The organism is Sphingobium sp. TB-6 (assembly GCF_012927365.1).
Classification (GTDB): Bacteria; Pseudomonadota; Alphaproteobacteria; order Sphingomonadales; family Sphingomonadaceae; genus Sphingobium.
Genome location: NZ_JABBGL010000030.1, coordinates 16,447 through 32,968, shown reverse-complemented (window position 1 = coordinate 32,968; position 16,522 = coordinate 16,447). Strand labels below are relative to the sequence as shown.

Annotated in this window: 13 protein-coding genes and 2 pseudogenes; 11 read left to right on the top strand and 4 right to left on the bottom strand. The window is 62.2% G+C overall.

Going from position 1 to position 16,522, the window contains the following annotated elements; translation table 11 throughout:
* Positions 1-166 precede the first annotated feature (166 nt).
* The 10 genes and pseudogenes from HHL26_RS22915 to HHL26_RS22870 form a co-directional block, all read left to right on the top strand.
* Complete coding sequence (locus HHL26_RS22915; protein WP_169576831.1) at positions 167-1,054, top strand: LysR substrate-binding domain-containing protein; 888 nt, start codon at positions 167-169, stop codon at positions 1,052-1,054.
* Positions 1,055-1,310: 256 nt separating this feature from the next.
* Positions 1,311-3,476 (top strand): TonB-dependent receptor, encoded by a 2,166-nt coding sequence (locus HHL26_RS22910; RefSeq protein WP_169576830.1) that lies wholly within the window; start codon positions 1,311-1,313, stop codon positions 3,474-3,476.
* A gap of 43 nt (positions 3,477-3,519) precedes the next feature.
* Positions 3,520-4,956 (top strand): Rieske 2Fe-2S domain-containing protein, encoded by a 1,437-nt coding sequence (locus tag HHL26_RS22905; RefSeq protein WP_169576829.1) that lies wholly within the window; start codon positions 3,520-3,522, stop codon positions 4,954-4,956.
* A complete protein-coding gene (locus HHL26_RS22900) occupies positions 4,953-5,447 on the top strand; it encodes an aromatic-ring-hydroxylating dioxygenase subunit beta (protein WP_169576828.1) in 495 nt (164 codons plus the stop codon). Before HHL26_RS22905 ends, HHL26_RS22900 begins: the two co-directional genes overlap by 4 nt.
* A 7-nt stretch (positions 5,448-5,454) precedes the next feature.
* Positions 5,455-6,444 carry a 4-hydroxythreonine-4-phosphate dehydrogenase PdxA gene (locus HHL26_RS22895; protein WP_169576827.1) on the top strand — a complete coding sequence of 330 codons (990 nt, stop codon included), beginning with the start codon at positions 5,455-5,457 and terminating at the stop codon, positions 6,442-6,444.
* The gene (locus HHL26_RS22890; RefSeq protein WP_169576826.1) at positions 6,441-7,727 is read left to right on the top strand and encodes an MFS transporter; all 1,287 of its coding nucleotides are present in this window, start codon (positions 6,441-6,443) and stop codon (positions 7,725-7,727) included. Before HHL26_RS22895 ends, HHL26_RS22890 begins: the two co-directional genes overlap by 4 nt.
* 57 nt (positions 7,728-7,784) lie before the next feature.
* Positions 7,785-8,639, top strand: a complete 855-nt coding sequence (locus tag HHL26_RS22885) for an alpha/beta hydrolase (protein ID WP_206377596.1) — start codon at positions 7,785-7,787, stop codon at positions 8,637-8,639.
* Positions 8,640-8,837: 198 nt separating this feature from the next.
* Complete coding sequence (locus HHL26_RS22880; RefSeq protein WP_169576825.1) at positions 8,838-10,088, top strand: FAD-dependent oxidoreductase; 1,251 nt, start codon at positions 8,838-8,840, stop codon at positions 10,086-10,088.
* Positions 10,089-10,126: 38 nt separating this feature from the next.
* Complete coding sequence (locus tag HHL26_RS22875) at positions 10,127-10,441, top strand: non-heme iron oxygenase ferredoxin subunit (RefSeq protein ID WP_169576824.1); 315 nt, start codon at positions 10,127-10,129, stop codon at positions 10,439-10,441.
* 364 nt (positions 10,442-10,805) lie between these two features.
* Positions 10,806-11,240 (top strand): annotated as a pseudogene (locus tag HHL26_RS22870) (helix-turn-helix domain-containing protein); the annotation flags it as partial.
* Positions 11,241-11,305: 65 nt separating this feature from the next.
* Here HHL26_RS22870 and HHL26_RS22865 read toward each other — a convergent pair.
* A pseudogene (locus HHL26_RS22865) lies at positions 11,306-12,202 on the bottom strand (IS256 family transposase); the annotation flags it as partial.
* Between the two features lie 39 nt (positions 12,203-12,241).
* The gene (locus HHL26_RS22860; RefSeq protein ID WP_206377595.1) at positions 12,242-12,490 is read right to left on the bottom strand and encodes a transposase; all 249 of its coding nucleotides are present in this window, start codon (positions 12,488-12,490) and stop codon (positions 12,242-12,244) included.
* A gap of 101 nt (positions 12,491-12,591) precedes the next feature.
* Here HHL26_RS22860 and HHL26_RS22855 point away from each other — a divergent pair.
* Positions 12,592-13,718 (top strand): IS3 family transposase gene (locus HHL26_RS22855; RefSeq protein ID WP_206377594.1). Its coding sequence is split into 2 segments (ribosomal slippage): positions 12,592-12,823 and positions 12,823-13,718, totalling 1,128 coding nucleotides; the frame shifts between segments, so codons are not numbered across the junction.
* 393 nt (positions 13,719-14,111) lie between these two features.
* Here the strand turns inward: HHL26_RS22855 and istB are convergent.
* Both istB and istA read right to left on the bottom strand, forming a co-directional pair.
* Positions 14,112-14,933 carry an IS21-like element helper ATPase IstB gene (gene istB, locus HHL26_RS22850; protein WP_169576823.1) on the bottom strand — a complete coding sequence of 274 codons (822 nt, stop codon included), beginning with the start codon at positions 14,931-14,933 and terminating at the stop codon, positions 14,112-14,114.
* Positions 14,933-16,396, bottom strand: coding sequence for an IS21 family transposase (gene istA / locus HHL26_RS22845; protein ID WP_169576833.1), 1,464 nt, complete (start codon positions 16,394-16,396; stop codon positions 14,933-14,935). The genes istB and istA overlap by 1 nt, the downstream gene beginning before the upstream one ends.
* Positions 16,397-16,522: the final 126 nt, after the last annotated feature.

Sequence of the window (16,522 nt, the reverse complement as noted above, 5' to 3'; positions counted from 1 at the left end):
TCGATCCGTCACCGGAACCGCTCGTCTCAGCGGCAAATCGGCCCTCGTAGCCATCCGCGAACTCGTCGACGGCAGATTCATGGTCGCCTGATCAGCCCACCAATTGCCGACCCCGTGAGCAATTACGGTTCTTGCAACTTCGAGTGCGTTCGGCGAAGTTGGCGCCATGTTTGATCTGGTCACATTGCGGCTATTCGCGCTGGCCGCCGAGCACCGGAGTCTGTCGAAGACCTCGGCCGCCGCCAACATCGCGATTGCCGCGGTTAGCCGGCGGATCAGCACTCTGGAAGCCGAACTGGGGGTAAGCCTGCTGCGGCGTTCGCGCCACGGTGTCGAACTGACCCCCGCGGGCGAGGCCTGCCTCAGGCGCACGCAAACCATCCTTGCCGAAATGAACGCCCTGCGTGGCGACATGGTCGATTTCAGCAAAGGCTTGAGGGGCCGAGTGTCGATCCGCGCGAGCACTTCGGCCATCGCACAGTTCCTCCCCGAGGATCTCGCCGCGTTCGGCAGGGCGCACCCCGCGATCGGCCTTGATCTCGAGGAGGCGTACAGTCCGAAGATCGTAAACGAGGTCCGGGGCGGGGCGAGCGAGATCGGCATAATCCTCGAGGGCGGAGAAACCTTCGGACTGACATTGTGGCCCTATCGCTGCGACCGGCTGGGCGTGGTCGCCCCGCAGTCGTTCCGCCCCGGAGTGAGCCGGGTCAAGTTTGTCGACCTACTCTGCGAGGATCTCGTGCAGATGGGATTCGACACGGCGATGACGCGGCTTCTTTCGGAGAAAGCTCAAGAAACGGGCCGGGCCCTGAGGTTGCGTGTCGCGGTGGACAGCTTCGATGCGGTCTGCCGCATGATTGCGGCCGGTTTCGGCGTGGGGATCCTGCCGGAAATGGCCGGGGCAGCCCATCTTGAGCATTCGCGGCTTCGCCTGATCGAACTGGACGAACCCTGGGCCGTCAGGCGAATGCTCATCTGCGCCAAGGCGAATGCGAAACCCTCCGGACCGCGCGAAATGCTGATCGATTTCTTGCGCCGATGCGGCGCGGGTTGACCGCGCGGCGAATACCGCGCGCGCGTTCAGGAAGATTTCCAGCGACCACCCAGTGCGACCTCAGGTTTGCCGAAACGCGAAATCTTGCTTTGCCAAACAGCTTCTTCCTAAGCCGGAACGCAAGCCGTACAAAGCGGGTCACGCAGGATTGGCGTCAGCACCTGACGCGCGTCGCAACAAGCCGGAGTTGATGTTGCCAAACCAAGATAAAATAGTTGGGAGAGGCATGAGACATACATCCACAGGAATGGCCGTCATGGTTCTTGCCGTCACGACGCCTGACTTTGCGCATGCCCAGGCCCGCGACGGCGAACCGGAACAGTCGGCGCAGGAATCCACGTTCGGCGACATCATCGTGACCGCGACCCGGCGCAAGGAAGGGGCGCAGGACGTTCCGCTTGCGGTGACCGCGGTTTCGCAGGAAGCGCTCGTCGCGGCGGGTGCTCCATCGGTCCGGGAACTGACCAGCATCGTTCCCGGGTTCAACGGCGGACGCAATTTCGGCGCGTTCCAGCCGTTCATCAGGGGCATCGGTTCGACCGGGGTCACGGTCAGCGACGAACCGAGCGTCGCGACCTACGTCGATGGCATCTATGTGCCCTTCGCGCAGGCCGCGAATGTCGACCTTGTCGAGGTGGAGCGTATCGAGGTCCTGCGCGGGCCGCAGGGCACGAGCTTCGGTCGCAACGCCACGGGCGGACTCGTCAGCGTGGTGACACCCGATCCCAGCTTCGAACTCGGCGGCCATGTGGATGCGCGCATGGGCGCGATCACGGGCTCGGCGCAGACGGCCCTCACCTACGACGCCCGCGCCTACGTCACCGGCGGCTTGTCCGACACCGTGGCCGCCGACATCAGCCTGCTCCGGCGGCATGAGGGCGGCTATGTGCGGAACCTTGTGGGGGCTGACGACTATGGCGACCTCACGATCACGGACGTTCGTTCGAAGCTGATGTTTCGGCCGTCGGACCGCGCCAAGATCACGCTGATCGGCGAGTATTTCCGCCTCAAGAGCCAGGTCAACGCGCCGCAACCGATCGACCGGAACACGCTGGGCCGCAGCTATGGCGCGGTTGTCCCGGTTCGACCCTGGGAGGTCGCGCTCGATACGGCCCCGCTTCTCAACGGCAAGAACTATAGTTTCGGCCTGCTGACCGAGTTCGACCTGGGCGGCGCGACGCTGGAAACGACCAGCGGATATCTCCACACCGACGTCCGCCAGGACGCGGATTCGGATGCGTCGAACGTGCGCATCGGCACCCTGCTGACTTCACCCTACGGCCGGATCGGCGAGGTGTTCAGCCAGGAGGTCCGCCTGCTGTCGAGCGGCAGTGGCCCGTTCACGTGGCTGATCGGCGGTTACGCCTTCATCCTGCGCAGCCACAACGGGACGAAAACCACCAACGCCACGTTCGGTCCGGCGCCCGCGCTCCCGATTACCGGCGAGGCCTTCACCATTTCGAAGTTCCGCAACACCACCGATTCCTACGCAGGGTTTGCCGAAGGGTCGCTGGAGGTCACGCCGGGCCTGTTCGTCACGGTCGGCGGACGCTACACTACCGAAAAACGCAGCCAAGAGGGTTTCCTGGACAACAACGGCGCGCAGCGCGACCTGCCCAAGGACAGCGCGCAGTTCAACAAGTTCACTTATCGCGGGTCGGTCCGCTACGAGCTTGCGCCCGCGACGAACATCTACGTGAGCTATGGCAACGGCTTCAAGAGCGGAGTCTACACCGGGACGATCACGCCCGTGCTGACGAGGCCGGAGGAAGTGAAGGCGCTTGAAGCTGGCATCAAGTCGGACCCGACGCGATGGCTGCGGGTCAACCTGGCATTGTTCCACTACGACTACAAGGACTTGCAGGTCACTGCCCGGGATCCGCTGACCACCAGCTACGTGGTCCAGAATGCGGCGCAGGCCAAGCTGTACGGTGGCGAACTTGAGCTTCAGGTCGCCCCGACCGAGTCGATGCAGGTGCGCGCCGCCGCCGCCTACAACCATGCGCGGTACAGGAATTTCCCGTTCGCCCAGACCTTCACGCCATCGCCGCGCGGCGGCAATGTTGTGGCCGCGCGCGACGTTTCCGGCAACGTGATGGTTCGTGCGCCGAAATGGACGTTCAACGTCGCCCCGACGTGGCGGCACGATCTGGGCAGGGGTCAGCTTTCGCTTACCGCGAACGTCTACCATTCAAGCCGGGTCTATTTCGACTTCCTGAACATCGTGTCCCAGAAGCCCTATACCCTCGTGGGAGGTGAGATCGCGTGGACCGACCCCGGGAAGGTGTGGCGCATTTCCGTGTTTGGCCAGAATATCTTCAACGAGGCCGTCCTGCAGCAGTCGCGCGTCGGGAACCTGAGCACCGATGGGATCTACGAACCGCCCAGCCGGTTTGGAATTGGGATTTCCCGAAACTTCTGATGTGAATTTGCAACCTTTGTCTGGAACAGTTCGGAAACATGCGATGACACAGAGTATAGACCACAGCACGATTACGGATCTCCGGGCGCAATTGGCCCGATGGGTGTCGAAATCGGACACCGGCAGGGTTCGACTGGACCAGGAAGTTTTCACCAATCAAGCCATCTTCGATCTGGAGATGGAGTACATTTTCGAAAGGAACTGGGTGTTCCTGGGCCACGAAAGCCAGGTTGTCCGACCGAACGACTTCATGGCCGCACATGTCGGACGCGAACCGGTTGTGCTCGTGCGGACCCGCGCCGGCGACCTGAAATGCTTCATCAATGCCTGCACCCATCGCGGTGCGCGGCTATGCCGCCAGAAGACCGGATCAGCGAAGTTCTTTCGCTGCTCGTTCCATGGCTGGACCTTCGCGAATTCCGGCGAGCTGCTGGACGTTACGGACGAGGGCGAAGGCGGCTATCCCGGCGACTTCGAAAAGGGCGGACTGGGCCTTCACGAGGTGAAAATCGCCAGCTATCGGGGTTTCGTCTTCGCAAGCCTGACCGACGACGTCCCGCCGCTGGATGAGTACCTGGGCGATACCCGAAAACTGATCGACCTCCTTGTCCAGCAATCTCCGGAAGGGGAACTGGAAGTCCTGCACGGCACTGTAAGATACATCTATCATGGCAACTGGAAGCTGCAGGCGGAAAATGGCGTGGACGGCTATCACGCCCCCGTGGTTCATGCCAACTACATCCAGACGACCGGGCGCCGGGTGACCGGAGATTCCAGCTACGGAGTGCGCGTCGGTATCGGAGACGGTGCGCGGCCGGTGCTGGGTTCGAACAAGCGTTCGACCGGAGGCGGTCCGGGCACCGGGGGCTTCTTTTCCTTCCCGCACGGACACCAGATCGTCTGGGGCATGGCCGGAGCGCCCGAGGCCCGAGCAAACAGTCATATCGTCCCGTGGCTGCAAGTGACCTACGGCGAAGAGGCTGCGTGGTGGACAAACAAGACGATCCGCAATCTGCTGCTGTTTCCCAACGTCTTCCTGATGGACCAGAACGGCATGCAGATCCGCATCATCAGGCCGCTGTCGGTCGATGAGACCGAAGTCATATCCTACGGCATCGCGCCGCGTGGCGAGGCGCCGGAAATCCGCAACCTGCGCATTCGCCAGTTCGAGGACTTCATGAACGCGACCGGGATGGCGACACCCGACGATCTCGCCGAGTTCAACAACTGCCAGATCGGCTTCGGCAAGGGCGGACGCCGCAGCGACATCGGCCGCGGCGCGACACGGTGGGTCACCGGAGGCGGCGAATTCGGAAAGAAGCTCGGGATCGAGGCGCTGATGAGCAGCGAGGCCGTCGCCGACGAGGGACTATTTGTCGAATTGCACGAGGAATGGCTGAGAAGGATGGAACACGCTCTCGACATTGAAGAAGGCAGGACCAACGCGCAATCAATCCCGGTTGGGGAGTTGATCGCTTGACCACTGCCGGAGAAACATGGCTGCGGGCGCAGGCCCTCATCGGTCGCGAGGCCTTCCTGCTGGATGCCCGGCGGTGGGACGAATGGCTGGACCTCTATTTGCCGGATTGCGAATTCTGGGTTCCGGCATGGGGTGACGACGGCGAGCTTACCAGCGACCCCCGCTCGCAGATCTCGATGATCTATTACGAGAATCGCGGCGGACTGGAGGACCGTGTGTTCCGCATCCGGACTGGAACCTCCTCAGCCTCGACCCCGGCGCTGCGGACGAACCACATATTCTCAGTGCTGCTGGTGGAACACGCGGAAACAGGCCTTCTCATCGAGACCAACTGGAAAACCGAATCTTTCCGGGAGGACCAGTTGATCAGCTATCGCGGCCACGCAAACTACAGGCTGGCGGACATTGACGGCGAATTGAAGATCGCGAGTAAGCGGACCGTGGTGCTGAACCCGCTGACCGACACAGTGCTTGATTTCTACACGATCTGATGGCGAAATGACCAGCCCAGTCGCGCGCAACAACATGACCGGCGTGGTCATCGGAGATCCGGCCGGCGTCGGACCCGAAGTCGTCGTTAAGGCCCTTTGCGCTGGAGGACTTGCGCCCGACACGCGTCACCTGCTGATCGGCAGCGCTTCAGTCATCTCCCGGGCGCTCGAAACCTGCGGTCTCGACGCCAGCATCAAGACTGTCGCCCATGCCGGGGAGGTCGAGGACACTGTCGGCGTGCTTCATGTCCTCGATCCCGAGGGCCTGCCTGCCGAGGCCTTTCCCCTGGGCGCGGACTCGGCAGCCGCCGGCGATGCGGTCGCCAATTGGATGGACATCGCCATCGGCTTGGCGCGCGAGGGAACAATCGACGCGCTTGTCATGGCGCCGATCAGTTCAGGTTCGTTCAAACTTGCCGGGCAGCGATCGAGAACGGTGAGCCCGGTGGTCGGAGAGAGCTATCTGCTGATATTTTCCGGCGCGCTGCGCGTCGCGCACCTGACCGATCACGTTCCGCTGGCCTCGGTCAGCGGCCTCATCACCGCAGATCAAGTCAAAAAGGCCCTGGTGCAGCTCGACGCCGCAATGCGCTCGTGGGGTATGGAACCGCGGCGCATCGGAGTATCGGGTTTCAACGCCCACGCGAACGGGCCGGAAGACAGGGAGCAGATCGCTCCGGGGGTCGAACGCGCGCGCGCCTTGGGAGTGGACGCCAGCCTTCCGCAAAGTCCGGACGCGGTTTTCCGGCACTGCATCGAGGGCCGCTACGACATGGTGCTCGCGATGTACCACGATCAGGGTCACATCGCGGTAAAGACATGGGGCTTTTCCGGGAATTGCGTTCTGGTTCTCGGCCCTCCCTATCTGTTTCTTTCGGTTGCGCACGGCACTGCCTACGACATTGTAGGCACGGGCAAATCCGACCCTGCGATGTTGCACTGCGCGCTGAAAACAGCCAGTCTTCTGGCCCGTGGCCAGGGCATCGGCGCGGAATGAGGGACGGTTTTCAGCAGGCCCGCGAAGGTGCCGTTCCGCCGGCGGAGGTGACGGGAGCCCCGCTCTGCCGCCTGCCCGCCGAAACCGCACGCGATTGGGGGGTGGTGCTTGTCTGCACGGTCGGGCTCACGGTAAGCATGATCTACCTTTATGCGCTGGGGCCGTTCGTTGTCCCGATTTCGCGCGAACAAGGGTGGAGCCGGGGCCAGACCAGCGCCGGGCTCACCCTCATAAGTCTGATTTCGGTGATCGCCGCACCCTTCGTCGGCTATTCGATCGATCGCCTGGGATCGCGGCGCATCGCGATTCTCGGTTGCATCGTCTTCTGCTCGGGCATCGCGCTGCTGTCGGCCACGGGCAGCCTGCAGTCCTGGTTCCTGATCTGGACCGTGGTGGCAGCCGGTTCGGTGATGATGAAGCCGACGGTGTGGATGTCGGCGGTCGCCCGCCGCATCCATCGCCGGCGCGGCCTTGCGATGGGAGTCGCGCTGACCGGGACCGGGTTCAGTTCGGCGATCTCCCCGGTCGTGGCCGGCGCACTCATCGAATCTTCGGGTTGGCGGGCGGCTTTTTTCGTGCTGGGAACAACTTCCGCGCTCGTTCTGCTGCCCCTGCTTGTACTCTTTTTCAGGGACGCGCCTGCCGCAGTCTCTGGGAATGCGGTCGGCGCTATCCCGGGTCGCCAGTCCGGGCTCACGATTTCGCAGGGTTTGCGCTCGGCCGTCTTTGTACGGCTCGTCCTGTCAGGTTTTCTCATCAATTTCTGTGTCATGGGTCTCGTCGTTCATTTCGTTCCCCTGCTGACGGGTCAGGGCATCGCGATGGACGAAGCCGTCAAGCTGGCCGGCCTCGTCGGCGTGGCCACGATCGTAGCTCGACTGGTTACCGGAAGCCTGATCGACAGATTTCATGGACCCATCGTCGCGGCGGTGGGCTTCTCCCTCCCGATCCTGGCCTCTCTCGTGCTGCTGTCCTTCGACGGATCAACGATGATGGCGGCTACCATCGCTATCCTGATCGGTGCAGGCGTGGGCGCCGAAGTCGATGCCCTCGCCTACCTCGCCTCCCGCTATTTCGGCATGCGCAGTTTCGGAACGCTGTTCGGAACGATTACCGGCGGGATAAGTCTGGGGATCGGCCTGGGGCCGACCGCTGCGGGAATGATCTACGATGCATTCGGCACGTATCGGCCGATGTTCCTGCTGATACTCCCGCTCGTGGCGCTCTCAGTCGCGCTGGTCGCCTCGCTTGGCCCCTATCCAGACCACAAGCCGGACCCGTGATCCGCCGTGTGCCGGCACATTCCATTTCAATACGAGCAAATGAAAAGGACTTTAGCGATGCATGAAAGTATATGGTCCGACCTCACCGGCGTCAGTTTCACACAGGGCTACATCGATGCAGGCGGAACGAAGACCCGCTACGTAAAATCTGGAGACTCGAGCAAGCCAGTGCTGATTCTCCTTCACGGAACGAGCGGACACGCCGAAGCCTATTCGCGCAACATGGCCGCCCATGGCGAGCATTTCGACACCTGGGCGATAGACATGATCGGCCACGGCTGGTCGGACTATCCCGAGACCACCTATGAAATTCCGACCTACGCCGAACACGTCCTGCGCACGATGGACGCCATCGGCAAGGAAAAGGCTCATATTTCCGGCGAATCTCTGGGAGGCTGGGTGGCGACCCACCTGGCGGTCCACCATCCCGACCGCGTCGACAAGGTGGTGCTTAACACCGCTGGCGGCTGGGTCGCGAACCCTGAAGTCATGGAGCGGATCAAGAAGGTGTCGAATGCCGCGGCCGACAATCCGACTTGGGAGACCGTGAAGGCTCGACTGGAATTCCTCATGTACGACAAGTCGATGGTCAACGATGATCTCATCGAATGCCGCCGGCGGATCTTCAACCGTCCCGGCTATTCAGATGTCACCCGGCGTATCCTGTGCCTACAGGAAATGGACGTTCGCAAGCGTAACCTGTTCACCAAGGAGCAATACGGTTCCATCCAGTCGCCCACGCTTGTCCTCTGGACGAGCCATGACCCGACGGCAACCGTCGAGCAAGGACGCGAGATCGCCAGCATGATCCCCGGCAGCGAGTTCGTCGTCATGGACAAGTGCGGCCACTGGCCGCAATTCGAGAATGCCGACGAGTTCAATCGCATCCATGTTGATTTCCTCACGGGCTGACGCAGGCCGCGGCGGGCATCGCCGGAGACGGCGATGCTTCTTTACGGCGATCATGCCGGGGCGGGTTGCGCCGGATGCGCAGCTCGCCCATCGCCCGTTTCGGGCGCGCGCAGGGCCGAAGACGGCGAAGGCTGGGCGCGGCAGCCATGCCTGCAATACTGGTGGGTTGGTAAGGTCGTCTGGGTAGGACGGTAGATCATGAATGAAGTGAACGACAGCGTCGTCATAATCGGGGGCGGCGTGGCCGGCGATTCCTGCGTGACGGAACTGCGCCGGCAGGGCTTCTCTGGACGAGTCACGATCATTGGCGAGGAGCCGTGGCGGCCGTATGAGCGACCGCCGCTATCGAAGCTTGCGCTTCGCGAGCCGGAACTCATCGCGCAATCATTTTTCCTGAAACCCGAGGACTGGTACCAGGAAAACGCCGTCGAACTGATACTGGGCCGCCGCGTCACTGGAATCGACCTTCACGGCAGGAAACTGACGACCGACACTGGAGAGGGTATGTCCTTCGGCCGCCTTCTGATTGCGACCGGAGGCGATGTCCGCAGGGTCCGTCCAGATCAGGGGGACGATGCCCTCAATGTCAATTATTTGCGCACGAAGGATGACGCACTCCGGCTGGCGCGCCAGCTTTCACCTGGTATCCGCCTAGCGGTGGTGGGCATGGGCGTCATCGGTTCTGAACTGGCAGCGACGGCCCGGCAGCTCGGCTGCGAGGTCCGTGCGATCGAGCCCGAGCCGGCTCCCATGGTTCGCGCCCTGGGGGCCGAGATGGGAGGATGGTTGGCCTCGGTTCACGAGGAGCATGGCGTTCGCGTCTCCTACGGCCGCTCGCTCCGCCGGTTTGTCAGGGATGGTGACCGGGTTTGCGCTCTCGAATGCGATGACGGGGCGATCCTCGAATGTGATGTGGTCGGCGTGGGCATCGGTATCATCCCGCGCTCGGAGCTCGCGGTTCGGGCGGAACTGGCGGTCGCCGACGGCATCGTCGTCGATTCCTCGAACCGGACGAGCTGCGATTTCGTCTTCGCCGCCGGGGATGTCGCCAGGGTGCCCGCGGCCGGCGGCCGCACCGTTCGATACGAGACGTACCAGAATGCCGCGGACCAGGGCGCTATCGCGGCGAGGGCGATGCTCGGCGATACCTCCCGGCCCCCCCTGCCCTGTTCATTCTGGACCGACCAGTATGATCTCAGCATCCAGATCGTGGGAACTGTGTCCGATGGGCTTGCCAGGGTAAGACGGTCCTTGCCCAATGGCGGTTTCGCGCAGTTATATCTTGCCGACGGGGTCGTCGCAGGATGCGTGGCGGTCAATGCCGGACGGGACCTGATACTGCTTCGCCGCATGGTCATCGCCGGGACCCCCGCCGATCCGGAGGCTCTCGCCAGTCCGGATATACCCTTGCGGCAAATACTAGGAAAAGTGGTTAGAAACCCTATCTAGCAAGGAATAGCCACCAGCCTGGGTCGGAATTGAGGAAAATGATGAGGGAATATGTTCGCGTTTGCTGTACGGATGAGATTTCGGAAGGAGAACCGCGCTGTTTTGAATTGCCTGATGGCAATAGAATCGCAGTTTTCAGGCTGGGTGACGATTTTTACGCCACTAGCGACAAGTGCACCCATGGAAATGCATCCTTGAGTGATGGCTGGCAGGAAAAGGATGTAATCGAATGTCCGTTTCATGGCGGTTCATTCAACATAAAAACCGGTAAAGCCGTAAACTTCCCCTGCATAGAGCCCGTTCGCACCTACGACGTGAAGCTGAAGGGTGATGCGCTGCTGATTGCGGTCTGATACCCGAACGGGATGATACCGACTCGTCCCGTCTCTCAGTCGAATACCCCGCTTCACCGCTGGCCATGAGGTTTTGACTGTGTTGAAGTCCTCCCCTGTTTGTTCCTCCGGTTTAAATGAGAGGTTTCCGGGTGCTGAAGGTAAGACCGTATGTCCGCTGAGCGACTGAGGGCGACCCTACGCTTACACTGTGGTGGCGAGGGCGGTGCGAGTGCCGAGCCTTCGCTATCGCGGAGGACATATCATGGCGGAGCATGGAGAAGCGTTTATCGGCATTGACGTGGCGAACATGAGAGTGGATTGATCGGAACGGAAGAGTCCGATCGGGGATTCCCGTCGGCGTAGCAGCGTGCGACAGTGCGGGATGCGTACTGGTATAAGCATTTCGGTCACCGCCACGGACAGGTCTCGACTTGAAGCGATCGTTGCGGCGCGCGGCTCGCCCCAGAAACATGTGTGGCGGGCGCGGATCATTCTCCTGAGCGATCAGGGCCTCGGTACCGGTGCGATCATGGCCGCCACCGCAAAGTCGAAGACCTGCGTGTGGCGCTGGCAGGAGCGCTTCATGGCCGAGGGCGTCGAAGGTTTGTTGCGCGACAAGACCCGGCCACCGGGCATCGCACCACTCGACGCCGAACTGGTCGACGAGGTCGTGGCACTGACGCTCGAAACCCCTGGTCACGAAGCGACCCACTGGACGGTTCGTGCGATGGCCAAAGCCGTTGGCATCGCTGCGTCCTCGGTCGTGAAGATCTGGCACGACCACGGTCTTGCTCCCCACCGCTGGCGCAGCTTCAAAGCTGTCCAATGACAAGGACTTTGCGGGACTGTCAGGATTTCCGTGTGCGGGCGGGCGGTTGAACATTAGGCCGCCATGGCCCTGACGAAGCGCTCGCCGAAGATGACGGCGAACTGGGCCTTGGCCATGGACCACTCACGTGGTGGCATTTTCCACTCTTTTTCCGACCGGTTCAAGATCAAATAGAGCAGCTTTGTGGCGGCATCGTCGCTGGGGAAGTGGCCCCTGGCCCGGACGGCGCGCCTGAGCTTCGAGTTCAAAGCTTCGATGGCGTTCGTCGTGTAGACGATCCGGCGGACCTCGTCGGGGAAGGCGAAGAACGGGATGACCTCGGCCCAGGCCCGCCGCCAGCTTTGACCAATGGCGGGATAGCGCTGGCCCCACGGGCCAGCCTCGAACGCCGTCAACGCCTTTTCGGCCGCGTCGGCGCTGGGCGCGCGGTAGATTTCCTTGAGCGCCGTCGCCAACCCCTTGCGATCCTTCCAGGAGACGAAGTCCATCGAGTTCCTGAGCAGATGAACGATGCACGTCTGGACGATGGCTTCCGGGAAAACAGCGGTAATCGCCTCCGGGAAGCCCTTGAGGCCATCGACGACGGCCAGCAGGATATCCTCCGTGCCGCGGTTCCGAAGCTCGTTCATCACCCTGAGCCAGAACTTGGCGCCTTCATTCTGCTCGAGCCACAGGCCGAGCACCTCCTTGGCGCCGTCGGCGCGCACCCCCAGCGCGATGTGGATCGCTTTGTTGCGGACCATGCCTTCATCGCGGATCTTCACCCGGATCGCGTCGAAGAAGACGAGAGGGTAAATCGGATCGAGCGGCCGCTGCTGCCAGGTCGCCACTTCATCGAGCACGGCGTCGGTCACCGTGCTGATCAGATCGGGCGATACGTCGATGCCGTACAGCTCATGCAAGTGCCCGGTGATCTCCCGGGCGCTCATGCCCCGAGCATACATGGACAGGGTCAATCCCGGCAAAGGTACGTAACGCGACATAGGATTTCAGTCGCCCCATCGAAGGCTCTCGGGTTGTAAATCCGTCAGTTTGTCGATCGCTTCCTGGATATTTTCGAGGGCCTCGCTGAGGTCGGAGAGTTGGTCCTCGATCTCGGTTGCCAGGTCAAACAGCGCAGGCGCACGGCCTTTCATGCCGTGGTTGACGACATCCATCGCCAGATCGTGCAGCTTGAGGATGTCATTGCGGATTTCCGGGGGATTGTGGTGCTCCCGATCGTTCAGATGGCCACGCATTTTATCGAGTTCGTCGACCGCGTGAATGAGCGACAGTGGACTTGTAACGGATTTGCGCCGGTCACCTGAGCGATTAGAGCTCGCAACAGGAGACCGACGAGATGATCAAGCATACAGAAGAGTTCAAGCAGGAGGCGGTGCGGATTGCGCTGACCAGCGGATTACCCCGCGACCGGGTTGCATCGGATTTGGGGATTGGGAAGTCGACGCTGGGCAAGTGGGTATCGCAGTATCGACCCAGCGATCTGGTTTCAGCGCCGCAGGCAGATCTGGCACGTGAGAATGAACGCCTTCGCCTTGAGAACCGTGTGCTGCGGGAGGAGAGGGAAGTACTAAAAAAGGCCACGCAGTTCTTCGCGAGCCAAAGGCCGAGAAGTTCGCTTTTGTGCATAGCTGGCGGCACCGGTGGCCTGTTGAACTGCTCTGCCGTGTCATGCTTGTCAGTGAGCGCGGCTATCGATCCTGGCGCTCGCGACCGATCAGTCGGCGGGAGCGGACGGATATGAAAGTGCTGGCCCATATCAGGGAGCAGTACAGCCTCAGCCTCGGCAGCTATGGTCGTCCGAGGATGACCATGGAACTCAAAGAGGTTGGGCTCGACGTTGGCGAGCGCCGGGTCGGGCGGCTGATGAAGATCAACGGGATCAAGCCAGTCCGCACGCGCAAGCACAAGGTCACAACCGACAGCCACCATCGCCTGGGGATCGCAGCGAACTGGCTGGACAGCGACTTCGCCGCCGATGCGCCCAACCGTAAATGGGCCGGCGACATCACATATATCTGGACATCCGAAGGCTGGCTCTACCTTGCCGTCATCCTGGACCTGCATAGCCGTCGCGTCGTTGGCTGGGCAGTCAGCGACAGGATGAAGAAGGACCTAGCGATCAGGGCGCTGGATATGGCAGTACGCCTGCGCCAGCCTCCAGAGGGCTGCCTTTTCCACTCGGATCGCGGTAGCCAATATTGCTCCTATGATTATCAGAAGAAACTGCAGGCCTATGGCCTGCGTCCTTCGATGAGCGGCAAGGGAAATTGTTACGACAACGCCTCCGTCGAGACATTCTTCAAATCCCTGAAGGCCGAACTCATCTGGCGGCAGAGCTGGCCAACCCGGCGTCAGGCGGAAGCTGCAATCTTCCAGTACATAAATGGCTTCTACAACACCCGTCGCCGACATTCATATCTCGGCGGCATCAGCCCACTCGCCTTCGAAGCCAAGGTGGCTTAATGAGATAGCTGACCGGCACAAAACCGTTACAAGTCCACAGTGTGTCCAATCCGTCCCGGAGCGCTTCCAGTTTTTTGTCGGTGATCTCCGCCATCTCAGGCCTCCAACGCCTTGAGCGCGTGGCCTCGGAGCGCGCCGTCTGGACCGATATAGCGATATAGGGTGGCGCGTATAGCGCGACGATTACGGTGACCGATCGGCGGCGATTATGATGGCCGGTATGCGGCGGCGCCGAATGGTGCATTTTGTCTAACATTGGGCTGCGGTTTTGGCAACGGCCAGCGACAATCGGGCGGAGTTGTAATTGTCGCTGAGGGTCGCGGAGAGCCGGTTCGATCTGGCCGCGAAGGTTGCCTGGATAATTGACGCCAGCGACAATTACCTCAGCGACAATTATGATGGCCGGTCGTGGGATGCGTCGGGCGGATAATTGTCGCTGGTGCTTTCCATGGCTGAGATGCGGGCGACGGCGGAGCGCTTGCGGTAGCTCTCGCCGTTCATCTCGAAGATGGTGGAGTGGTGAACGAGGCGGTCTATGGCGGCGACGGTCATGGCGGGGTCCGGAAAAACGTTTGGCCAAGCTGAAAATGGCTGGTTGGCGGTGATGGCAATGGAGTGGCGCTCGTAGCGATGGGCGATGAGCTCGAACAGGGCGCTGGTCTCGATCTGGTCCTTGCGGACATAAGACAGGTCGTCGAGGACGATGAGATTGTACTTGTCGAGCTTGTCGAGCATCGAGGAGAGGCTGAGATCGCGACGGGCGGCCTGGAGTTTCTGGACCATGTCGGTGGTGGTGCAGAACAGGACGCGGCGCCCGGCGTCGACAAGGGCGTGGCCGATGGCGGCAATGGCGTGCGTCTTGCCGGTGCCCGATTGGCCAAAGATGAGGAGATTGTCGCCGCTGTCGATCCAGCCCTCGCCGGTCGCAAGGGAAAGCAGGTGCGGCTTGCGGATGCCGGGAGCGGCGTCGAAGTCGAACGTGCCGAAGGTCTTGCCGGCCGGTAGGCCGGACTGGTCGCGATGGCGCTGAATGCGCCGCGAGGTGCGCTCGGCCATCTCGATCTCGAGCAGCGAGGCGAGCAGATGGGCCGCGGGCCAGCCATCGCGATCGGCGGTGTCGGTGAGCCGCTTCCAGTTACGGTTGATGCTGGGCAGGCGTAGCGCTGTCAGCAAGGTGGGCAGCACGGCGGCGGCCTGATCCCTGGTCCTGGACATCACTGAATCTCCAGGCTGACGAGCAGGCAGTTGTAACCCGTGGCATTGGGCGGCGGGATCGTGACGTCGCCACGGGCCCTGGTGGTGGGCAGGAACTCGCCCCTCAGTTGGGCAATATCGGGCAGCCCGCCCCCATCGAGCGCGGCCTCGATCCGCCCGGCCAGCGCATCGACGCAGTCGCCGTTGGCCGCGATATCGAGCAGTGCGACCATGTCACGACAGGCCTGCCGGGCATCGAGGGCGGCATCGAGCGCCTGCCATGCCCGCAGATAGGCATGGGTGGGAAACAGGGCATCGCGGTAGACCAGATAGCGCAAGGCCTGGGGTTTGCGCCGCAGGTTGCCAATGAAGTGCCGGAAATCGACGCTGTGCCCCCGATCGGGGTGTTTGACGCGGACGCGGGTGGTGGTCATCACCTTGTCGGGCCCGAGGAAGAGCTCGATACGGTCATCGTAAAGGTGGGCGTGGAGCCGGCGCCCAACGAGGCGCGAGGGCACCGAATAGGTGACCCGATCGAGGCTGACAGTGCCGTTACGGGTGACATCGGCGCTGATCAGGGCGAAATCGGTGGTCCGGCGCGGCGGCAGCGGCTTGAGCAAGCGGCGTTCCTCATCCACGAGCGCGCCCCGGCGCCGGTTCTGCTTGGCAACCTCCCCCTCGACGAAACGGCGATAGTCTTCGATGCTGGCGAAATCGCGGCTGCCTCGGCGGCGCAGGGCCTGATCGAGCCGCCGCTTCAGGTGACCATTGGGGCTCTCGATCGAGCCATTCTCATGGGCCTCGCCGCGGTTGTTGCGGGTGGCGCGCATGCCGTAATGTCGGCACAGATCTTCGTAACTGCGGGTGAAATCGCGCTGGGCGTCGGCGTCGAGGTTCTTGTAGGCGGCCGAGAGCGAGTCACTGCGGTGTTCCGCCGGCACGCCGCCCAGCTTCCACAGCGCATCCTGCAGGTGTTCGGACAGGGCGCTGAAGCTCTCTCCGCCCAGAACGACAGCGGCATGTTCCCAGCCACTGCGGGCCAGGCAGAAATGGAAGAGGCGATGATCGAAGCGCTCGCCGGCAATGGTGACGCGCAGCTCGTCGCAGACGGTAAAGTCTGACAGTCCCTGCCGGCCGATCTCGTGACGTTGGGGGAAGAAGATCTCCTTCTCGCCGCCGTTCAGCGCCCGCCAGCGGGCAATCCGGCGCTCGAGAGTGCGTCTCACCCCGTCAGGGACGGCGTCTTCTCCGAACTCGTCCTGTACGGTCTCGAAGACGGTGACGGCCAGGATGCCCTCGATCTTGAGCAGCTCTTCCACGCGCGACCACACCTGTTCGAGGGGATCGGGTCGGGTGCGCCAGTGGCGCTCGCGCTTCTTCTGGGATGGCAGGCGGGGATCCTTCTCGATCCGACGCGCGCTGCGCTCGCTGATACCGGCCTTGGCGGCCGCGACGGCCTGGGTGTGATGACGACGCTGAACCATAAAGAGATGTGCCTGCTGATCGGGAATGTGGTGGCCAGGCATCGGAACCTATCGTTGCTGTGTTCGATAAGCGTTCCAATACCACCACCCGGCGTCGCCCGATCAGAGCCCCGACAAGGGGCTTTG

Excerpts from the sequence above, each read along its gene's own strand:
- HHL26_RS22915 (WP_169576831.1), top strand. The coding sequence starts at position 167 with ATGTTTGATCTGGTCACATTGCGGCTATTCGCGCTGGCCGCCGAGCAC.
- HHL26_RS22910 (WP_169576830.1), top strand. The coding sequence starts at position 1,311 with ATGGTTCTTGCCGTCACGACGCCTGACTTTGCGCATGCCCAGGCCCGC.
- HHL26_RS22905 (WP_169576829.1), top strand. The coding sequence starts at position 3,520 with ATGACACAGAGTATAGACCACAGCACGATTACGGATCTCCGGGCGCAA.
- HHL26_RS22895 (WP_169576827.1), top strand. The coding sequence starts at position 5,455 with ATGACCAGCCCAGTCGCGCGCAACAACATGACCGGCGTGGTCATCGGA.
- HHL26_RS22890 (WP_169576826.1), top strand. The coding sequence starts at position 6,441 with ATGAGGGACGGTTTTCAGCAGGCCCGCGAAGGTGCCGTTCCGCCGGCG.
- HHL26_RS22885 (WP_206377596.1), top strand. The coding sequence starts at position 7,785 with ATGCATGAAAGTATATGGTCCGACCTCACCGGCGTCAGTTTCACACAG.
- HHL26_RS22880 (WP_169576825.1), top strand. The coding sequence starts at position 8,838 with ATGAATGAAGTGAACGACAGCGTCGTCATAATCGGGGGCGGCGTGGCC.
- HHL26_RS22875 (WP_169576824.1), top strand. The coding sequence starts at position 10,127 with ATGATGAGGGAATATGTTCGCGTTTGCTGTACGGATGAGATTTCGGAA.
- HHL26_RS22860 (WP_206377595.1), bottom strand. The coding sequence starts at position 12,490 with ATGCGTGGCCATCTGAACGATCGGGAGCACCACAATCCCCCGGAAATC.
- istB (WP_169576823.1), bottom strand. The coding sequence starts at position 14,933 with ATGTCCAGGACCAGGGATCAGGCCGCCGCCGTGCTGCCCACCTTGCTG.
- istA (WP_169576833.1), bottom strand. The coding sequence starts at position 16,396 with ATGGTTCAGCGTCGTCATCACACCCAGGCCGTCGCGGCCGCCAAGGCC.